This is a genomic window from Amycolatopsis ponsaeliensis (assembly GCF_030182635.1).
In the GTDB taxonomy this organism is placed as follows: Bacteria; Actinomycetota; Actinomycetes; order Mycobacteriales; family Pseudonocardiaceae; genus Amycolatopsis; species Amycolatopsis ponsaeliensis.
Genome location: NZ_JAPZLD010000040.1, coordinates 37,964 through 54,658 on the forward strand (window position 1 = coordinate 37,964; position 16,695 = coordinate 54,658).

The 16,695-nt window shown below is 70.4% G+C and carries 21 protein-coding genes and 1 pseudogene; 8 read left to right on the forward strand and 14 right to left on the reverse strand.

Annotation, left to right across the window (positions count from 1 at the left end):
- Positions 1-5: 5 nt before the first annotated feature.
- The 4 genes from ilvD to QQ657_RS41760 are packed head-to-tail and all read left to right on the forward strand — an operon-like array spanning position 6 to position 4,758.
- On the forward strand, positions 6-1,652 hold the full coding sequence (ilvD, locus tag QQ657_RS41745) for a dihydroxy-acid dehydratase (RefSeq protein WP_284747891.1): 1,647 nt from the start codon (positions 6-8) through the stop codon (positions 1,650-1,652).
- Between the two features lie 24 nt (positions 1,653-1,676).
- The gene (locus QQ657_RS41750; RefSeq protein ID WP_284747892.1) at positions 1,677-3,017 is read left to right on the forward strand and encodes an MFS transporter; all 1,341 of its coding nucleotides are present in this window, start codon (positions 1,677-1,679) and stop codon (positions 3,015-3,017) included.
- Entirely contained in the window at positions 3,014-4,291 is a 1,278-nt protein-coding gene (locus QQ657_RS41755) for an aconitase X (protein WP_284747893.1), read from the forward strand. Before QQ657_RS41750 ends, QQ657_RS41755 begins: the two co-directional genes overlap by 4 nt.
- Complete coding sequence (locus QQ657_RS41760; RefSeq protein WP_284747894.1) at positions 4,288-4,758, forward strand: aconitase X swivel domain-containing protein; 471 nt, start codon at positions 4,288-4,290, stop codon at positions 4,756-4,758. Before QQ657_RS41755 ends, QQ657_RS41760 begins: the two co-directional genes overlap by 4 nt.
- Here QQ657_RS41760 and QQ657_RS41765 read toward each other — a convergent pair.
- From QQ657_RS41765 to QQ657_RS41780, 4 genes are all read right to left on the reverse strand, one after another.
- Positions 4,751-5,380, reverse strand: a complete 630-nt coding sequence (locus QQ657_RS41765; RefSeq protein WP_284747895.1) for a hypothetical protein — start codon at positions 5,378-5,380, stop codon at positions 4,751-4,753. The genes QQ657_RS41760 and QQ657_RS41765 overlap by 8 nt on opposite strands.
- Positions 5,381-5,494: 114 nt before the next feature.
- Entirely contained in the window at positions 5,495-6,094 is a 600-nt protein-coding gene (locus QQ657_RS41770; RefSeq protein ID WP_284747896.1) for an ABC transporter permease, read from the reverse strand.
- 31 nt (positions 6,095-6,125) lie between these two features.
- Positions 6,126-6,707 (reverse strand): TetR/AcrR family transcriptional regulator, encoded by a 582-nt coding sequence (locus tag QQ657_RS41775; RefSeq protein ID WP_284747897.1) that lies wholly within the window; start codon positions 6,705-6,707, stop codon positions 6,126-6,128.
- 10 nt (positions 6,708-6,717) lie between these two features.
- Complete coding sequence (locus QQ657_RS41780) at positions 6,718-7,758, reverse strand: medium chain dehydrogenase/reductase family protein (protein WP_284747898.1); 1,041 nt, start codon at positions 7,756-7,758, stop codon at positions 6,718-6,720.
- Between the two features lie 108 nt (positions 7,759-7,866).
- Here QQ657_RS41780 and QQ657_RS41785 point away from each other — a divergent pair, with 108 nt between their 5' ends.
- Positions 7,867-8,505, forward strand: a complete 639-nt coding sequence (locus tag QQ657_RS41785) for a TetR/AcrR family transcriptional regulator (protein WP_284747899.1) — start codon at positions 7,867-7,869, stop codon at positions 8,503-8,505.
- A gap of 42 nt (positions 8,506-8,547) precedes the next feature.
- On the opposite strand, the gene QQ657_RS41790 is transcribed toward QQ657_RS41785, so the two are convergent.
- The 5 genes from QQ657_RS41790 to QQ657_RS41810 all read right to left on the reverse strand — a co-directional run bounded on the left by QQ657_RS41790 (position 8,548) and on the right by QQ657_RS41810 (position 11,903).
- Positions 8,548-9,471, reverse strand: a complete 924-nt coding sequence (locus tag QQ657_RS41790) for an NADP-dependent oxidoreductase (protein ID WP_284747900.1) — start codon at positions 9,469-9,471, stop codon at positions 8,548-8,550.
- A gap of 105 nt (positions 9,472-9,576) precedes the next feature.
- Positions 9,577-9,942, reverse strand: coding sequence for a MerR family transcriptional regulator (locus tag QQ657_RS41795; RefSeq protein ID WP_284747901.1), 366 nt, complete (start codon positions 9,940-9,942; stop codon positions 9,577-9,579).
- A 44-nt stretch (positions 9,943-9,986) separates the two neighbouring features.
- On the reverse strand, positions 9,987-10,298 hold the full coding sequence (locus QQ657_RS41800; protein WP_284747902.1) for an MFS transporter: 312 nt from the start codon (positions 10,296-10,298) through the stop codon (positions 9,987-9,989).
- 44 nt (positions 10,299-10,342) lie between these two features.
- A complete protein-coding gene (locus tag QQ657_RS41805) occupies positions 10,343-11,332 on the reverse strand; it encodes an amidohydrolase family protein (protein WP_284747903.1) in 990 nt (329 codons plus the stop codon).
- Between the two features lie 7 nt (positions 11,333-11,339).
- Positions 11,340-11,903 carry an NADPH-dependent FMN reductase gene (locus QQ657_RS41810; protein ID WP_284747904.1) on the reverse strand — a complete coding sequence of 188 codons (564 nt, stop codon included), beginning with the start codon at positions 11,901-11,903 and terminating at the stop codon, positions 11,340-11,342.
- 87 nt (positions 11,904-11,990) lie between these two features.
- On the opposite strand from QQ657_RS41810, the gene QQ657_RS41815 reads away from it, so the two are divergent.
- Entirely contained in the window at positions 11,991-12,467 is a 477-nt protein-coding gene (locus QQ657_RS41815; RefSeq protein ID WP_284747905.1) for a MarR family winged helix-turn-helix transcriptional regulator, read from the forward strand.
- Between the two features lie 24 nt (positions 12,468-12,491).
- On the opposite strand, the gene QQ657_RS41820 is transcribed toward QQ657_RS41815, so the two are convergent.
- Positions 12,492-12,905 carry a TetR/AcrR family transcriptional regulator gene (locus tag QQ657_RS41820; RefSeq protein WP_284747958.1) on the reverse strand — a complete coding sequence of 138 codons (414 nt, stop codon included), beginning with the start codon at positions 12,903-12,905 and terminating at the stop codon, positions 12,492-12,494.
- A 66-nt stretch (positions 12,906-12,971) separates the two neighbouring features.
- Positions 12,972-13,100 (reverse strand): annotated as a pseudogene (locus tag QQ657_RS56840) (hypothetical protein); the annotation flags it as partial.
- A 60-nt stretch (positions 13,101-13,160) separates the two neighbouring features.
- Here QQ657_RS56840 and QQ657_RS41825 point away from each other — a divergent pair.
- Positions 13,161-14,312, forward strand: coding sequence for an epoxide hydrolase family protein (locus tag QQ657_RS41825; protein WP_284747955.1), 1,152 nt, complete (start codon positions 13,161-13,163; stop codon positions 14,310-14,312).
- Positions 14,313-14,315: 3 nt separating this feature from the next.
- Here the strand turns inward: QQ657_RS41825 and QQ657_RS41830 are convergent, their stop codons facing one another.
- From QQ657_RS41830 to QQ657_RS41840, 3 genes are read right to left on the reverse strand one after another with little or no spacing between them, the layout of a single operon-like run.
- Complete coding sequence (locus QQ657_RS41830) at positions 14,316-14,669, reverse strand: hypothetical protein (protein WP_284747906.1); 354 nt, start codon at positions 14,667-14,669, stop codon at positions 14,316-14,318.
- On the reverse strand, positions 14,666-14,974 hold the full coding sequence (locus QQ657_RS41835; RefSeq protein WP_284747907.1) for a hypothetical protein: 309 nt from the start codon (positions 14,972-14,974) through the stop codon (positions 14,666-14,668). The genes QQ657_RS41830 and QQ657_RS41835 overlap by 4 nt, the downstream gene beginning before the upstream one ends.
- A gap of 40 nt (positions 14,975-15,014) precedes the next feature.
- Positions 15,015-15,809, reverse strand: coding sequence for a hypothetical protein (locus QQ657_RS41840; RefSeq protein WP_284747908.1), 795 nt, complete (start codon positions 15,807-15,809; stop codon positions 15,015-15,017).
- 281 nt (positions 15,810-16,090) lie between these two features.
- On the opposite strand from QQ657_RS41840, the gene QQ657_RS41845 reads away from it, so the two are divergent.
- Positions 16,091-16,690 carry a DinB family protein gene (locus tag QQ657_RS41845; RefSeq protein ID WP_284747909.1) on the forward strand — a complete coding sequence of 200 codons (600 nt, stop codon included), beginning with the start codon at positions 16,091-16,093 and terminating at the stop codon, positions 16,688-16,690.
- Positions 16,691-16,695 lie beyond the last annotated feature (5 nt).

The window sequence follows — 16,695 nt, forward strand, 5'->3', positions numbered from 1 at the left end:
AAACGATGGTCCGCAGCGATTTCCCGCCCGGCTCGGTCCGTTGGGCGACCCGCCGCGCGCAGTGGCGGGCACTCGGGCTCACCGACGAAGACCTCCGCAAGCCGAAGATCGCCGTCGTCAACTCCTCGTCGGATCTGGCGATCTGTTTCAGCCACCTCGATGAGATCGCGGCGCGCGTCAAGAAGGGGATCGCCGCCGCCGGCGGGCTGGCGTTCGAGGTGCGCACGACCGCGCCGAGCGACTTCATCCACTCCGCCGGGCACGGCGGCGGGTACATCCTCTCGGCGCGGGACCTCATCGTGAACGACATCGAGGTCGGCGTCGAAGGCGCGCAGCTCGACGGGATGGTCTGCCTGGCCAGCTGTGACAAGACCGCGCCGGCGCAGCTGATGGCCGCCGGGCGGCTGGACCTCCCGACCCTGCTCGTGGCCTGCGGCTACCAGCCCAGCGGCTGCTTCCGGGGCCGCCACTGCGACATCGAGGACGTCTTCCTCCACGCCTGCGGAACGTCCACTGTGGACGAGCTGGCCGAGATGAGCGACGGCGCCGTCGGCGGCCCCGGGGTGTGCCCCGGCATGGGCACCGCCAACTCGATGCACGTCGTCGCCGAAGCACTCGGGATGGCCCTGCCCGGAACGACGCCCGTGGCGGCCAACTCACCGGCGATGTGGGCCGCGGCCGACGCCGCCGCGCAGCGCATCGTGCAGCTGGTCGACGAGGACCTGCGCCCGCGCCGGATCCTGACCGCGGCCGCGTTCGGCAACGCCGTCCGGGTGGCGCTGGCGGTGGGCGCCTCGATCAACACCGTCAAGCACCTCCAGGCGGTGGCCGAGGAGTCCGATGTGGACGTCGACGTCCTCGGCCTCTACGCCGAGCTCGGGCCGGAAACCCCGGTGCTGTCGGCGGTCCGGCCGAACGGACCGCACCTCATCGAACAGTTCGAGGCCGCGGGAGGCGCGCGAGCGGTGCTGAAACAGCTCGGTGACCTGATCGACCCGGCGCCGATGACCGTGAGCGGCCGCTCGGTGGGCGACAACATCTCCTCGGCCGACGTCGCGGACCCGGAGGTCATCCGCCCGGCCACCCGGCCGTTCGCCGAAGAGCCGCTCATCGTGGTGCTGCGCGGTTCGCTGACCCCCGACGGCGGCATCGTCAAGCTCGCGGTCGGCGACGAGCGCCCGGCCGCGTTCACCGGTCCCGCACGGTGTTTCGAAAGCCAAGAGGACGCGGTCGCCGCCCTGGCGGACGGAAAGATCACCGTGGGCGACGTCGTGGTCGTCCGCGGGCTCGGCCCGCGGGGCCGGCCCGGCATGGGCATGGCGTCGCAGATCGTCTTCGCCCTCGATCGCGCCGGGCTCACCGGCAAGGTCGCGGTCGTCACCGACGGCCAGCTGTCCGGTCTCGTCAACCGCGGCATCGTGGTGGGCGAGGTCCGCCCCGAAGCCGCCGACGGCGGTCCGCTCGCCTTCGTCCGCGACGGCGACACCGTCCACATCGACCTGCCCGGGCGGGTCTGCGACCTGCGCGTCGACCCCGCCGAACTCGAGGCGAGGCAGCCGGTGCCGGTCGCCGACCACCACGAAACCGGCTGGCTGTCGATCTACCGGCGCACCGTGCGTCCCCTCGGCCACGGAGCCGTGCTCCGCCCTTAGACCCTCACAAACAGGAGGCCGGCAATGGCGCTGCCCGATGTTCCCCCGTCCACCGTCATCACCGAGGCCGACGAACGGCGATCCGCCCGCGGCGGCGCGTTCTCGATGTTCGTCGACAGCTTCGACGTCTACCTGCCCGCGCTCGTGCTGCCGGCCGCCATGGCGTACTTCATGCCCGCGGACCTGTCGCCGGCGATCCGCGCGACGTTCACCACGCTGCTGTTCACGATCGGGCTGCTCGCGCGGCCGATCGGCAGCGTCATCTTCGGCAACCTGTCCGACCGGATCGGCCGCAAGCCCGTCACCATGATCAGCGGCTGGGGATTCACGATCGTCACGCTGCTCATCGGACTGCTGCCCGGCTACGCCGTGTGGGACTACGGCGCGATCGCCGTGTTCGCCGTGCTCCGGCTGATCGGCGGGATCTTCCTCGCCGGCGGGTACGCCGCCCCCATCCCGCTGGCACTGGAACAGGCCGACCCCGCCCGGCGCGGCCGCGTCGGCGGGCTCATCGGCGTCGGGGCGCCCGGCTCGTTCCTGGTGATCAACCTGCTCCTGCTCGGTTTGCTCGATGTGCTGCCGCACGGTGGTTTCCTGGCCTGGGGCTGGCGGATCCCGTTCTTCCTCGGCTTCGTGCTCGGCCTGGTGTACCTGTGGCACTACCGCGGGGTGAAGGAGGACGACTCGGTCTTCGCCCGGCGCCGCACGGGACGGCAGCCGCTGGCGGAGCTGTTCACCACGCACCGGGCGCTGCTCTTCAGCGTCTTCCTGTTCACCTGCGGCTACTGGTTCGCCACCCAGATGTCGGTGTCGTTCCTGCCGACGCTGCTGGTGCAGGTGCTGGACCAGAGCCCACGGCTGTCCTCCACGGTCGAGATCATCAGCTCGGTCCTCACGATGATCCTGATCGTGGTGCTCGCGGCGGTCGGCCAGCGGATCGGGCGGCGCGCGCTGCTGATGCGCTGGGCACTCGTGCTCACCTTCGTCGTGGGCGGCGCGTTCGCCCTGCTGGCGGTGGCCGCCCGGGCGGGTGCGCCGGCGTGGCTGATCGGGCTGATCGCCGTGGTGGCGAAGATCCTGCCGTCCGCGCCGCTCGGCGTCATCCTCGTGTACCTCAACGAGCGGTTCCCGGCTTCCGTGCGGGCGAGCGGATACGGCATCGGCTACATGTTCGGGCTGATCCTGCCGGGTCTCTACACCTTCTGGCTGCTGGCCCTCAGCTCGATCATGCCGTACGAGTTCACCCCGATCGCGCTGATCGTCTTCGGCGGCCTGCTGATGTTCGCGGCGGTGCGCCGGGGTCCGGAGACCAACGGCGTCGCCGACCCCGTCGCCGAACAACACCAGCGGGAGGTGGCGCGGTGATCCTCACCGACGACGAGAAGGCGATGCGGGACGGAACCGACGGCCCGGCGGTGGCGGCGGCCATGGACCTGCTCGTCCGCTACGGCGAGGCCCTGGGCGCGGACCGGCTGTGCGACACCAGGAACGTGGCCGGCACGAGCACCCAGCCGTCCCCGGTGAAGGCGAAGCTCGTGGCCGAGGGCGGCTGGAACAAGGCCTTCGCGGTGCTCAACCTCGACTGCGACGACGTCGTCGAGATCCCCGACATGCGGGTCCCGACCTGCCAGCTGCAACAGGGCTTCGGCCCGGACTCGGTGGGCGTCGTGCCCTACCCCAAGGAGTTCGTCGAGCTGCAGAGCGACGCCGAAGCGTTCTACGGCAAGCGCGGGGTGAACATCCTGGCCACCTGCACGCCGTACCAGGTCGGCAACCTCCCGGTCCGCGGCGAGCACTGCGCGTGGATGGAGTCCTCCGCGGTCGTCTACTGCAACTCCGTGCTCGGCGCCCGGACCAACTGCGAAGGCGGGACGTCGACCGGCGCGGCGTCGCTGACCGGGAAGATCCCGTGCTGGGGCAACCACCTGCCGGAAAACCGGTTCGGCACGCACCTGATCGAGGTAGACACCGGCGTCCGCGACTTCCTGGACTGGGGCATGCTCGGCTACTTCGCCGGCCGGCTGGTCCAGGACGAACGGCCGGTGATCACCGGGGAGTTCGCCCACCCCGACCTCGTCGATCTGAAGCATTTCGGCGCGGCCGCGGCGTCCTCCGGCGGGGTCGAGCTCTACCACCTGCCGGGCATCACGCCCGAGGCGCCGACGGTCGAAGCCGCCTTCGCCGGCCGGGCACCCGAAGCCGTCCACTATGGACTTTCGGAGCGGCGCGAGATCTACGAAACCCTGAACGACCAAGGCCACTCGACCGACGTCGACTTCGTCCTGCTGGGCTGCCCGCACGCGTCGATCGACCAGATCCGGGCCGCCGCCCGCGCGCTGGACGGCAAGCGGCTGCACTCGGGGACGCAGCTGTGGATCATGGCGCCCCGGGCCCTCAAAGCGGTGGCGGACCGCAGCGGCTACACGGCCGTGATCGAGGCGGCGGGCGGGAAACTGCTCGCCGACTCGTGCCCGGCCATGTCCCGGGTCGCGCCCCCGGGCACCCGCGTCTTCGCCACCGACTCGGCGAAACAAGCGCACTACCTGCCCGCGATCCTCGGGATCGAGGCGTGGTTCGGCTCCCTGGAGGACTGCGTGGACGCCGCGGTCACCGGGCGCTGGCGGGGAGGGCTGCGATGACGATCCTGCGCGGGCGGACCGTCGTCCCCGGGTTCGCCGAAGGCGAGGCGCTGGTTTCGCACGAGACGATCTCCGGCTGGGGCGGCATCGACCCGGCCACCGGGACGATCACCGAACGCCGTCACGAACTGCACGGAGTGTGCTTCACCGGGAAGATCCTCGTCTTTCCCGGAGCGAAGGGCTCGTCCGGCTGGTCGGCGTTCTTCCAGTCGACCCGCCTGCTGGGCACCGCGCCGCTGGGCATGATCTTCACGGTCATGACGACGAAAGCGGCACTGGGCGCGGTGGTGACGCGGGTGCCGGCGCTCAGCGACCTCGACCGCGACCCGGTCGAGGTCATCCGCACCGGCGACCGGCTCCGGCTCGACGCCGACCACGGACTCGTCGAGATCCTCGCGGGGCCGTCCACAGCGGCTCGCCACGCCGAAGTACGGCGTGGCGAGCGATCCTCGCGAGCGATCAGCTGATCGGCAGGAAGGCGGTCGGCGACAGGATGACGCACCCGCTGCCCGAGAGGAGGGTCACCCCACCGGACAGGAGGAGTGCCAGCCCGCTGGGCCGGGGTGACGTCGCGGTCGTGGTCGCCTGGTAGTAGGGGCTGAACATGACCGAACTGTCGACCAGGGTGCCGGAGATGATCCCCATGTCGATCGTGGTGAAGTTGTACGAAACCACGAGGCTGCGGTAGATCATCGGCCCCTGGTACGAGGTCATGCCCCAGACGACTCTCGCCACGCCGTCACCGGGAAGGTCGTCGAAGATGTCGATCCACGCGGCACCGCAGTTTCCGGTGACCGTGCCGTCGGTGCCCGCATCGCCGGGCGCGGGGCACTGCTTCCGTTCGACGGCCTTGCCGAGCGCCTCGGCGGACATACCGGCGCAGTCGAACTTCATCTCGGCCGTGATCCTCGCGACCGGCTTCTCCGAGGTGTTCGAAGTGAAGTCGCGCTGCAGTGTGGGTGGCGCCGGCGCGGTTTCCGCCTGCGCCACGGGAGCCGCCACGGCCATTCCCACCCCGACCGCCAGTATCATCCCCAGCAATCGTCTCCTGCCACCGGCCTGACTCCGAAAAGCCTTGTGCTTGAACATGTTCCAGACTCCTATCGTCAGCACGACAGACCATGCGAACGGAGTGTGCCGGCGGCAACTGGACAGCCGATGTACGACTACTGGACAGCCGCTGTACGGGCCCGCGTCTCGATGTCAGCGGATGTGCGCGAGGCGCCGTCGTTCGAGGACGAGCGCGATCGCGTAGGCGCCGCCGCCCGCGATGGCGAGGATCCAGAACAGGCCCGGCGTGCCGGCGACGAGAGCGATCGTGGAGATCAGGGCCAGCCAGCTGCCGAGGGTGTAGTGCACGAGGTTGCGGCGTGCGACGCCTTCGGCGATGTAGAGCAGGCCGACGACGAGGCCGGAACCGGTTGGCCAGAGGACGGTCGGCAGGTCGGCCGTGCCGGCGATGGTGGTGAGACCGGTGATGGCGAGGAAGAGGGCGGCGAAGCCGGTGATCCAGGACAGGCCGAGCAGTTTGCCGATCAACGCGGTGCGCTGGTCGGCGCCGCGTTGGGCTCGGGTGGCGGCGAGGGTGGAGAAGACGGTGCCGGCGGCGAGGCCGGCCGCGAGCAGTGCCGGGGGTAGCCAGCCGGGCAGGGCGAACAGCGGGTCGTCGCCCCGGGAGACGGCGGTCGCGCCGTGTCCCAAGACGTAGGCGAGTCCGAAGCCGACGTAGGCGGCGCGGTTGTCGACGTCGCCGACATGGGTGGTCGCGGGGGCGGCGGGGGCGGGGAGCGCGAGGGTGGTCATGGCTGGTGCCTCCAGGCAGGGTGTGCTGCGGTCAGTTCTCGACGAGGTGGGCCAGCGGGACGGTCAGCCGCCGGGTGATGTCGGTGGGCCAGGGGTACGAGCTCGCGACGATGCGCTGGTGCGCGAGGCCGTGCAGTCCCAGCCACAGGACGATCGCGTCGGTGGCCGGGTCCTCGCTGAGGGCGTCGCCCGAGGCGGTACATGCGGTGAGGCTGTCGGTGAGGATCCGCATCGCTTCCGCGCCCTGGGTGCTCCAGTGGTCGCCGAACAGGGCGTGGTAGCGCTGGGGATGGTGCCGGGCGTACTCGAGGTAGGTCCGGCAGACGGCGTGCAGCCGCTGCCGGGGCTCCTCGACGGCCGCCGCGGTGGATCGGAGCCGGCCCGCCAGGTCGGCGAAACCGCGCCGTGCGACGGCGAGCAGGAGGGCGGGCCGGTCGGGGAAGTGGGCGTAGATGGAGGGCGGCGCGATTCCGATCCGGCGGGCCACGGCTCGCAAGGTCACGGCCCGTTCGCCGCCGCCGTCGTCGAGCAGGTCGATCGCGGCGGACACGATCTGCTCGCGGAGCCGGCCACCCTCCCCGCGGGGGTTGCGCGCCCGGCGCGGTGCGGTCATGGCCGGTGTCCTACGGGACGATGACGACTTTGCCGGCGACGGTGCGCGACTCGGCCAGCGCCAGCGCCGCACCGGCGTCGGCCAGCGGGTACTCCGCGGCGACCTGGGCGGTGAGGGCGCCGTCGGCGAGCAGCCGCAGCACCTGGGTGAGGTCCTCGCGCAGCCGGTCCCGGAAGGTGCTCAGGCGGCGGCGCTTGCCGGCCCAGAAGTTGTAGAAGCGCGCACTCTTGCCGTTGGGCAGGAGGTTCCACAGAGCCAGCCGCGCGAACGACTTCAGCACCGGGAGCTGGGAGTTGCCGTCCTCGTCCTTGGTGGCCGCGGTGCCGTAGGACACCAGCGTCCCGCCGCGGCGCAGCAGCTTCCAGGAGTCCTTGAGCCCGGCGCCGCCGACGTGGTCGAACACCGCGTCCACTCCGTCCGGCGCGAGCTCCCGGATTCGCTCGTACATGTCCGGGTCGCGGTAGTCGACCGGGATCGCGCCCAGCTCACGCACGGTGTCGTGGTGGCGCGGCGACGCCGTGCCGATCACGGTGATCCCGGCGTGGCGGGCGAGCTGCACGAGCGTCGACCCGACGCCGCCGTTGGCGCCGAGCACCACGATCGTCGCGCCGGCGGGCACCTTCGCGCTGCGGTGGAGCATCTGCCAGGCCGTGATCCCGTTGACCACGACGGTTTCCGCCTCGGCCGCCGGCACGCCGTCCGGCACGGGCACCAGGTCCGCGGCGTCGAGCTGCAGGGAGCTGGCCCAGCCGCCGATCTTGGTGACCGCGGCGAACCGGCGCCCGACCAGCGTGACGTCCCCCTGCGGGCCGACGGCGGTGACCGTGCCGACCACGTCGTAGCCGGGCACGAAGGGGAACGGTGGCTGGTCGTAGTACTTGCCGCGGCGCATCTGCTGCTCGGCGAAGGACACGCCGGTCGCGTCCATCCGCAAGGTCACCTGGCCCGCGGTCGGCGCGGGGAGGTCGCGGGTGCGCATCCGCAGGCCGCTCGCCTCGACCTTGCCCGGCAGCACGACCTCGGTGACCTGGGTGGCAACGGTGCTGTTCATGACTGACTCCGTATCCGCTCGCTTGTGGTTACGGTCGTAAGGTTACGCACGTAATCACTGCGGACACAAGAGTTAACGACCATAAGTTTTCAGGTGTAAGCTAACGCCATGACAGAGTCGCCCGCGGCATCCACCCGCACACGCAACCGCCGGGGCGAGGGCGGCCGCCTTCGCGAGGAGATCGTGGCCGCGGCGGTCGACCTGCTCGACGAGAGCGGAGACGAGAGCGCGATCACGCTGCGGTCCGTCGCACGCCGAGCCGGGATCGCCGCGCCGTCGATCTACCGCCACTTCCCCGACCAGCCGGCCATCATGCTGGCCGTGGTCCAGCGGGCGTTCGTCGAACTGGAGGCACAGCTCCGGGCCAGCCTGGACACCGCGGGCGACGACCCCCGAGCCCGGCTGTTCGCTTGCTGCCACGCGTACCTGTGGTTCGCCCAGGAACACCCCGAGCGCTACCGCTCCATGTTCGGCGGCTTGTGGATGCCCGCACTGCAAGACACCTCGGTGACCGAGAACGACGTGGCCACCCTCGGCGACGCATGCACGCGGCTGCTCACCGAAACACTGGATGACTGCGTCACGGCCGGCCAGTCCGCCATCACCGACTTGCACGCTGATGCGGTCGCGCTGTGGCTGGGCCTGCACGGCCTCGCCCACCAACGCGCGGTGACGGTCGCCTACCCGTGGCCACCGGACATCGCCGACCGGATCATCACCGCACTGGCCCACCTCGGCACGGAATGAGCGTGGACCGCCAGGCGGCACCCGACGGTCCACAAAGGTCATTCAGGCGACCTTGATGACGACCTTCCCCGCGGCATGCCCATTCTCGACGGTGGCCAAGGCGGCCGGCGCATCGGACAACGAGTGGACCGCGGTGATCGCCGGTGCGAGAACTCCCTCGAGCGCCAACTGCGCGGCGCGCTCCAAGTTCGTGCGGTCAAGGCGCCGCTCGACGAACCGGCCGCCGATCTCGGACACAGTCTGATCGCCCACGGCGATAACACTGCGCGGGTCGCGCCCCAACGGGGCCACCGCTCGCAGCGAGCCGCCGCCGACCAGGTCGACGATCCCGTCGAAGCCGTCCGGAACCAGCTCACGGGCCGCGGCGAGGACGTCCTCGGCGGCGTAGTCGATGAACCGCACTCCGGCGGCCTCGGCGTACTGGCGCTTGGCGGCACTGCCGGTGCCGATCACTCGCAGCTCGCGCGCCGCGGCCAGCTGGGCGACGGCGAGGCCGACGCCGCCGCCGACTCCGTTGACCAAGATCGTGGCACCGGCCGGGAGGCCGAGCTGGTCGAGCGCGTCCACCGCGGTCGTCCCGGCGATCGGCAGCGTCGCCGCCACCGTCGCGGGCAGGCCCGCCGGGATGCGCGCGGTGTTCGGCGCCGACAGCACCGTCGTCTCGGCGTACGTGCCGCCGCCGGTGAGCGCGAACCCGAAAGCCGCGTCCCCCACCTCGAGCCCGTCGACGCCTTCCCCCAGGGCGAGAACGGTGCCCGCGGCCTCCATCCCCAGCACGAGCGGGAACGGACGCCCGCCGTCGAGCCCGGGGACCAGGCCCGCGCGCAGCAGGTGGTCGAGCGGGTTGACGCCGGCGACGTCGACCCGGATCAGCACCTCACCGGAACCGGGCGCGGGATCGGGACGGTCGAAGAACTCCTGCACCTCCGGCCCGCCGTACCTGCCGAAACCCCATGCCTGTCCCATTTTTCGCTGCCTTCCGACGACCGGCCCGGCGCTTCCGGGCACTGCGGCCATCGTCACCGCTCACACCGGTGTCAAGGGCAACCGGCTGAGGCGGGGCTCACAGCGTCAGGCCAGCTGCGCCCGGTGGCGGCTGTTGGCGTCGAGGAGGACGTCGAGCGCGTCCCGGGACTCGGCCAGGTGCGCGATCTCGGCGTCGATCCGGTCGCGCTCGCGCTTCATCGTCGCGAACGCGAAGTCGACGACACCCGCGTCGCCGGGCGTCTCCACGCACGGCAGCACCGTCGCGATCACCCGGCTGGACAGGCCCGCGTCGAACAGCTGCCGGATGAGGGACACGCGCTGGACCTCGGCGTCGGAGTAGTGCCGCTGCCCGGCCTCGGAGCGAACGCTGGTCAGCAGGCCCTGCGCCTCGTAGTACCGCAGAGAACGCGCACTCACGCCCGTGCGCCGGGACAGTTCGCCGATCCGCATCCCCCGAAGCTACGCCACCTGGACTGCCGCGGAACGCCACTGGGCTAGAAGCGTGCGTCGACGCTGTCCGCCGGGGTCGTGCCGGCGGCGACGTCCGTCTCATCGGGGCGGGCGCGACGGGGGAACAGGGGCGAGATGAGCAGGAACAGTGCGATGACGATCGCCTGGACCACGAGGGCGTCGCGGAAGCTCTCGGCGACCTGGCCGGTGAAGGCGCCGGCGAAGAACACGGTGCTGAACACCGCGACGCCGACCGAGCCGCCGATCGACTGGACCGCGGACAGGACGCCGGAAGCGGAGCCGACCTCGTCGTCGTCGACGGCACCGAGCACGGTGTTGAACACCGCGGCGATCACGATGCCCGCACCGATGGGTTAGTGAAGTAGTGTGACGAGCGACATCAGCGGCGGATGCCGGCGACGAGCTCCTCCCAGTTCCGGTGAGCGATCCGCTCGCGGTCCGCCTCACTCACCGGCGCATCCTCCAGGAAGTGCCGTGCGGATCCGGCGCGCTCACGGTTGAACGGGTAGTCGGACGCGTACATGATCCGCTCCGCCCCGACCGTCTCCAGGCTCCACCGCAGGTACTTGTGACTGGAGATGCCGCCGGGAGTGATGAAGATGTTGGTGCGGAAGTACTCCACGAGCGGACGCCGCAGTTCGGTGAGCTTGTCCATGGCCGCCACGCGATCGAGGTAGAACAACACCACTTCGCCCCAGTGCCCCAGGATGAGCTGGAGATCGGGGAACCGGTCGAAGACGCCGGCGAGGATCATCCGGAGCACGGTCAGCCCGGCGTCGTAGTGCCAGCCGAACGCGCCGGTGGCCAGCATGTCGTCCACCGGCGTGCCGAAACCGCGGTAGTAGGCCTCGGTGACGGCCGCGACCGGAACGCTCGGGTGCAGGTAGACGGGGGCACGCAGGTCTTCGGCGGCCTCGTAGATGTCCCAGAACTCCGGCGCGTCCAGCGATCGGCCGCCGGAGTTCGCGTTGACCAGGGCACCGTTGAGACCGAGTTCGCCGACCGCGCGCCGCAGTTCGTCGGCCGCGGCCGCCGGTGCGGGCGTGGCCAGCGTCGCGAACCCCTCCAACCGGCCGGGGTGACGGCGCACGGCGGCGGCGAGGAGGTCGTTCGTGGGCGCCTGCAAGGCAACCGCCTCCGCCGCGCCGAGGTTCTGCAGGCCCGGCGTCGTGAGGGACAGCACGGCCGTGTCGATCCCGGCGTCGTCCATGGCGGCGACGCGTCCGCCGTCGAGGTCCAGCAGCGCCGGAGTGATCTCACTGGCCACGGCCCACTTCATCATCGGCTCGGTGAGCCGGGGGTCGCGCCGCCGCCACGCGTCGGCCACGTCGTCGGTGACGAAGTGCTCTTCGAGCGCGTAGAGCTTCATCGACGTCTCAGCTCCGGACGGTCTTGAGCGCGCCGGCCCAGGACTCGAGCTGTCCGAAGAGGACGGTCGCGGCGTCGTCGTGCATCGCGGACGGCGTGAACGCCGAGAAGTTCTCGAAGTCGGAGAACAACGAGAACGACAGCTGCTGGCGCACGTGGGCCAGCTGCAGTTCGCTCGCGATCGCCCGCAGGTGCTCGATCGCCCGCGTTCCGCCGAGCGCGCCGTACGACACGAAGGCGGCAGCCTTGTTGTTCCACTCGGCGTAGAGGTAGTCGATGGCGTTCTTCAGCACCCCCGACGTGGAGTGGTTGTACTCCGGGGTGACGAAGACGTATCCGTCGTACTCGCCGATCTTGGCGGCCCAGGCCTTCGTGTGCTCGCCGGCGTACGCACCCCGGCTCGCCGGCACGGCCTCGTCCAGGTGCGGCAGCGGGTAGTCGAGCAGGTCGATCAGTTCGTAGTCGGCGCGGGTGCGCTCCTTGGCCTTGGTCAGCACCCAGTCCGCCACCGCCGCGCCTTTGCGGCCGGGGCGGGTGCTGCCGAGGATGACGGCGAGCTTCAGGTCGCTCATGGTGGTACCTCCGGAGTCGGTCTGACTTGAATCTTCAAGTCAACCTAGCCACCTCGACTTGAAAGTTCAAGTCAGTACACTCCTGCCATGCCTACCCGAGAAGCGTCCGAGCCTCGTTGGCTCACCGACGACCAGCTCGCGGCGTGGCGCGGGTTCATGAAGCTCCTCCAGAGGCTGCCCGCCGCGCTGGAGTCGCAGCTGCAACAGGACTCGAAGCTCAGCTTCATCGAGTACTACGTGCTGGCGCACCTGTCCGACCAGCCCGGGCGTTCGCTGCGAATGAGCGAACTCGCCGTCTTGGCCAACACGGAACTGTCCCGGCTGTCGCACCTGATCGGACGGCTCGAGAAGCGCGGACTCGTCTACCGCGAGCCCGACCCGGAAAACGGGCGCTATACGCGAGCAGTACTGACCGACGCGGGTTACGCCTACCTCGCGGAAGCGGCACCCGGACACGTTGCGCAGGTGCTGAGCCTGTTCGTCGACGTTCTCGCCCCTGACGACCTGCGAGCACTTCACCGGATCTCGCAGGCAGTGCTCACCCGCATCGACGGCCCTGGGTGACATCCGATCGGTGCCGGCCCCGAATCAGAACCGGTCGCCCGCGAGAGCGATCGCGCGCGTCTCGGGAACTCCCAGCATCAGCAGGGTCGTGATCGTCGCCGCCCGGGCACCGAGGGTTCCGTTCGACAGGTCGCTGTCCGCGATGGCGAACACGACGCCGTAGGCGACCTGGCTCAGCATGCCCGCCGGCAGGTGCCGCGCGAACACGTCGCCGTCCTGACCCCTCTTCACGAGGTCGGCGAGGAGCTCGTCGACGGGCCCGAGCAGGCCGTGGATCGCCTCGCCGTACTCGCCACGACGCAGCGCCAACAGCACTCGGTACCGGTGCGCCACCGGCCAGACGCGGGCAACGAATTCGACCCACATCGCGTCCGCTTCCGCGCCAGCGGCGTTGACGTCGGTGAGCACGGCTGTCATCTCGGTGACGGCCCGTTCCATCAGCGTCCGAACCAGGTCGAGGCGCGAGGGGAAATGACCGTAGACCGTGCGACGGACGACGCCGGCAGCGGAGGCGATGTCGCCCATTCCGGCGTCGGGATTCTCCCCCAGCAGGTCGAGGGCGACGTCGAGGATGCGATCGCGCGTCTCGTTCATCGAGCGCACACGGGAGGACTCGGCGGGCACGGCAACCATGATTGCACACTGGTGTGCAATGAAGTACGTTGCACACCAGTGTGCAACGAAGGGAAGCCGATGACCGCACCGACGCCGCTCGTCCGCCCGTTCACCGTCTCGATCCCGGATTCGGAGATCGACGACCTGAAGCAGCGACTGACCAGAACTCGATGGCCGGACCCGGAAACCGTGGGCGACTGGTCGCAAGGGGTTCGCCTGGCGAACGCCAGATCCCTGGTCGACCACTGGAAGCACGGCTACGACTGGCGGCGCTTCGAGTCCGAGCTCAATCGCTTCCCGCAGTTCCTGACCGAGATCGACGGGCTGGACATCCACTTCATCCACGTCAGGTCCGAGAACCCCCACGCGATGCCGTTGCTGCTCACGCACGGATGGCCGGGCTCGATCGTCGAGTTCCTGAAGCTGATCGGCCCGCTGACCGATCCGGTTTCGTTCGGAGGAGACGCCGCCGATTCCTTCGACGTCGTCGTCCCGTCGCTCCCCGGGTTCGGGTTCTCCCAGAAGCCCGCGGAGACCGGGTGGACCGTGTCGCGCATCGCCGACGCGTGGGTGGAGCTGATGAAGCGTCTCGGCTACCCGAGATGGGCCGCGCAAGGCGGCGATTGGGGTGCCGTCGTCACCACCGCCCTGGGGGCCATGCAGCCTGAGGGGCTTCTCGGAATTCATCTGAACACCCAGTACGCCTTTCCCGCGCGGATACCCGACACCTTGTCTCCCGAACAGCGCCACGCCGTGGAGACCCTCGCTCTCTACGCCGGCGATCTCGGTGGGTCGAACCACCTTCAGGGCACGAAGCCGGAGACCGTCGGATTCGCCCTGGCGGACTCCCCCGCCGGCCAGGCCGCCTGGATCTACGAGAAGTTCCAGTCCAAGACCGACAACCACGGGCTCGCCGAGGACGCCCTCAGCACCGACGACATGCTCGACGCGATATCCCTCTACTGGTTCACCAACAGCGCGGCGTCGTCCGCCCGCATCTACTGGGAGAACAAATCGCTCACGTTCGCCGGCCCGAAGCTGACGCTTCCGGTCGCGGTGACCGTCTTCCCGGGCGACATCCCACGCCTGCCCCGAAGCTGGATCGAAGACACCTACCGCAATCTGATCCACTACGGCGAGGCCGGCAAAGGCGGGCATTTCGCGGCCTTGGAACAGCCCGAGATCCTGGTCGGCGAAATCCGCGCCGGCCTGCGCATCCTTCGTTCCTGACGCCTACGCGCCGGACAGGATCGCCCGGCTCCGCCGCCAACTCACGAAGCCGGCGACGGCCTGCGTCACCACCGCGAGGGACGCGTACCCGATCAGCCACGGCGCGTACCCCGACGGCTGCGCGTTGCCGGTCATCGGGTCGAAGGCCACAGGCACCGCGTAGACCGCGGGCATCGGGATCCGCAGGTCCTGGAGCCGCACGGCGGCGTCCACCGTCAAGGACGTCTCGTCCTCCGCGATGACCGGCCGCCGGAGGATGCCGGTCAGGACCACCGCCGTGACGACACCGCCCAGCGCCAGGAGACCGAGCCAGCTCCACGCGTACGTCCGGAACGGTGTCGTCACGAAGATCGTCACGATGAGTGCGACGCCTCCGCCGAACGTGACCAGCAGCGCCGCGATGTCCCGAGCAGCGCCCGCGCCTGGCGGTCGCGCACCCGCACCCAGAGGGACAGCTGCAGGAAGATCATGAGGAAGAACAGGTACGCACCGCCGGTCAGTTCGTCGCCGCGGACGCCGGGCAGGAACGCCAAGGACACGTAACCGACATCGGCGGCGGTCACCACCAGGATCGCCGGGACGATCCACCGCCACGACCCGGGCGGCCGTGCGCCACCACGAAAGCCGAGGCGCAACGCCGGCAGGTCGGTCAGCGTCGGCACCCCGACGCCGTACTTGACCAGCCGGCGGCCGGCCGGTCCGTCACCACCGGGCCACCGTCCCGTAGCTGCCGGACGGCAGCCGGCGGTACCGGAACCGGAACGAGATCGCGGCAGCGGCCAGCGTCGCCAACACCAGGACGGTGTACCCCACCCGCAGCGGGAACCACGGCGGCACGGACGGCCAGGTCGTGGCGAAGTCGATCCAGGCGAGGACCGTGAACCCCGCGGGTTGCGCGAACAGCAGCGCGGCCTGGGCACGCAAGGCCGCGTCGACGCCGAGCGATGTCTCGTCCTCGGCGATCACCGGGGCACGCAGCGCCGGGACGAGGACCAGCGCCACGCCGGCGGCCCCGAGCGCCAATCCCGCCGTCCAGCCCGCGCCGGCCGCCGGGCTGGAGACGAACGTCGCGGCGCACAGCACCGCGCCGCCGCCGAACGTGATCACCACCGACGCCAGGTACCACCACCCCACCTGCGCGGCCGCTGCCCGCAACGACGGCCGGGCGCCCGCGGGTGCCAGCCGAGCGGCGACGCGTTCGCGCGGGCGGACCCGGCCCCACTGCAGCACCGGGAAGGCGGCGTAGACCGCGGCGACCACCACGAACCGGGCCGGCACCGGAACCGGCGGCAGGATCACGATGCCCCAGACCGCGCCCAGGAGCAGGCCGTAAGCGGCGTACGACCGCCGGGCCAGCAAGCGAGACCCGACACGCAGCGCCAGCAGCCGCGTCAGCCGGTCCGCGGCGACGCCGCGCCGGGCCAGCCACAGCCGCGTCGCCTGTACTTCGGCGACCGTCGGCTCGTCCGGCGGTCTCCCCGGTCCGTCCACCACCATCGAACCTCCCCTGTCCCGCCGTACACGCCCGGAACGCCGAAAAGGTTTACCTGCCGCGGAAACCGCGCGGCAGCAGGCGGAGCGTGGTCCATCCCGATACGCTCCCATCCCGTGACGAGCCGCGTGGGCGACATCATCATCGACTGCGACGATCAGTCCGGACATCCTGTTCATCCGTGGCGCTGGAGGATCCGGAAGGCAACGAGTTCTGCCTGATGTCCCAACGAATCCCCGCCGAACCGGCATCCTTCCACGACGCGGCCGATTGGTAACTTCCCCGCATGACCGACTCCGATCCCAAGACCGATCTGCGGCGATACCTCCAAGCGGCGCGCGACGCGCTGGTGTGGAAGCTCGACGGCCTTTCCGAGTACGACATGCGCCGCCCGATGACGCCCACCGGGACCAACCTGCTCGGCCTCGTCAAGCACATGGCCGGTGTCGAGCTCGGTCACTTCGGCGCCACGTTCGGCCGGAAGTTCCCGGAGTCGATCCCGTGGTACGACGACATGGACGACGACCCCAGCGCCGACTTCTGGGCGTCCGAGGACGAGTCGCACGACGACATCGTCGGGCTCTACCGGCGCGTCTGGGCGTTCGCGGACGAGACCATCGAGTCGAACCCGCTGGACGCGATCGGCGTGGTCCCCTGGTGGCCGCCGGAGCGCCGCGAGACGACGCTGCACCGGGTGCTGGTGCACGTGATCGCCGAGATCAACCGGCACGCCGGCCACGCCGACATCGTCCGTGAACACATCGACGGCGCCATCGGCCTGCGGGCAGGGGCGTCGAATCTGCCCGAGCTGGAAGCGGACACGCGGGCGGAGTACCGCGAGAAGCTGGAGCGGGTCGCCCGCGCGGCCGGGTCGGCGCAGTCGTAGCGAGG

Bases quoted from the DNA above. Each gene is read 5' to 3' on its own strand.
- QQ657_RS41840 (WP_284747908.1), bottom strand. From the start codon at position 15,809: ATGGTGGTGGACGGACCGGGGAGACCGCCGGACGAGCCGACGGTCGCC.
- QQ657_RS41750 (WP_284747892.1), top strand. From the start codon at position 1,677: ATGGCGCTGCCCGATGTTCCCCCGTCCACCGTCATCACCGAGGCCGAC.
- QQ657_RS41765 (WP_284747895.1), bottom strand. From the start codon at position 5,380: ATGTTCAAGCACAAGGCTTTTCGGAGTCAGGCCGGTGGCAGGAGACGA.
- QQ657_RS41825 (WP_284747955.1), top strand. From the start codon at position 13,161: ATGACCGCACCGACGCCGCTCGTCCGCCCGTTCACCGTCTCGATCCCG.
- QQ657_RS41815 (WP_284747905.1), top strand. From the start codon at position 11,991: ATGCCTACCCGAGAAGCGTCCGAGCCTCGTTGGCTCACCGACGACCAG.
- QQ657_RS41780 (WP_284747898.1), bottom strand. From the start codon at position 7,758: ATGAACAGCACCGTTGCCACCCAGGTCACCGAGGTCGTGCTGCCGGGC.
- QQ657_RS41845 (WP_284747909.1), top strand. From the start codon at position 16,091: ATGACCGACTCCGATCCCAAGACCGATCTGCGGCGATACCTCCAAGCG.
- QQ657_RS41760 (WP_284747894.1), top strand. From the start codon at position 4,288: ATGACGATCCTGCGCGGGCGGACCGTCGTCCCCGGGTTCGCCGAAGGC.
- QQ657_RS41770 (WP_284747896.1), bottom strand. From the start codon at position 6,094: ATGACCACCCTCGCGCTCCCCGCCCCCGCCGCCCCCGCGACCACCCAT.
- QQ657_RS41820 (WP_284747958.1), bottom strand. From the start codon at position 12,905: ATGGAACGGGCCGTCACCGAGATGACAGCCGTGCTCACCGACGTCAAC.
- QQ657_RS41805 (WP_284747903.1), bottom strand. From the start codon at position 11,332: ATGAAGCTCTACGCGCTCGAAGAGCACTTCGTCACCGACGACGTGGCC.
- QQ657_RS41810 (WP_284747904.1), bottom strand. From the start codon at position 11,903: ATGAGCGACCTGAAGCTCGCCGTCATCCTCGGCAGCACCCGCCCCGGC.
- QQ657_RS41795 (WP_284747901.1), bottom strand. From the start codon at position 9,942: ATGCGGATCGGCGAACTGTCCCGGCGCACGGGCGTGAGTGCGCGTTCT.
- QQ657_RS41790 (WP_284747900.1), bottom strand. From the start codon at position 9,471: ATGGGACAGGCATGGGGTTTCGGCAGGTACGGCGGGCCGGAGGTGCAG.
- QQ657_RS41775 (WP_284747897.1), bottom strand. From the start codon at position 6,707: ATGACCGCACCGCGCCGGGCGCGCAACCCCCGCGGGGAGGGTGGCCGG.
- QQ657_RS41785 (WP_284747899.1), top strand. From the start codon at position 7,867: ATGACAGAGTCGCCCGCGGCATCCACCCGCACACGCAACCGCCGGGGC.
- ilvD (WP_284747891.1), top strand. From the start codon at position 6: ATGGTCCGCAGCGATTTCCCGCCCGGCTCGGTCCGTTGGGCGACCCGC.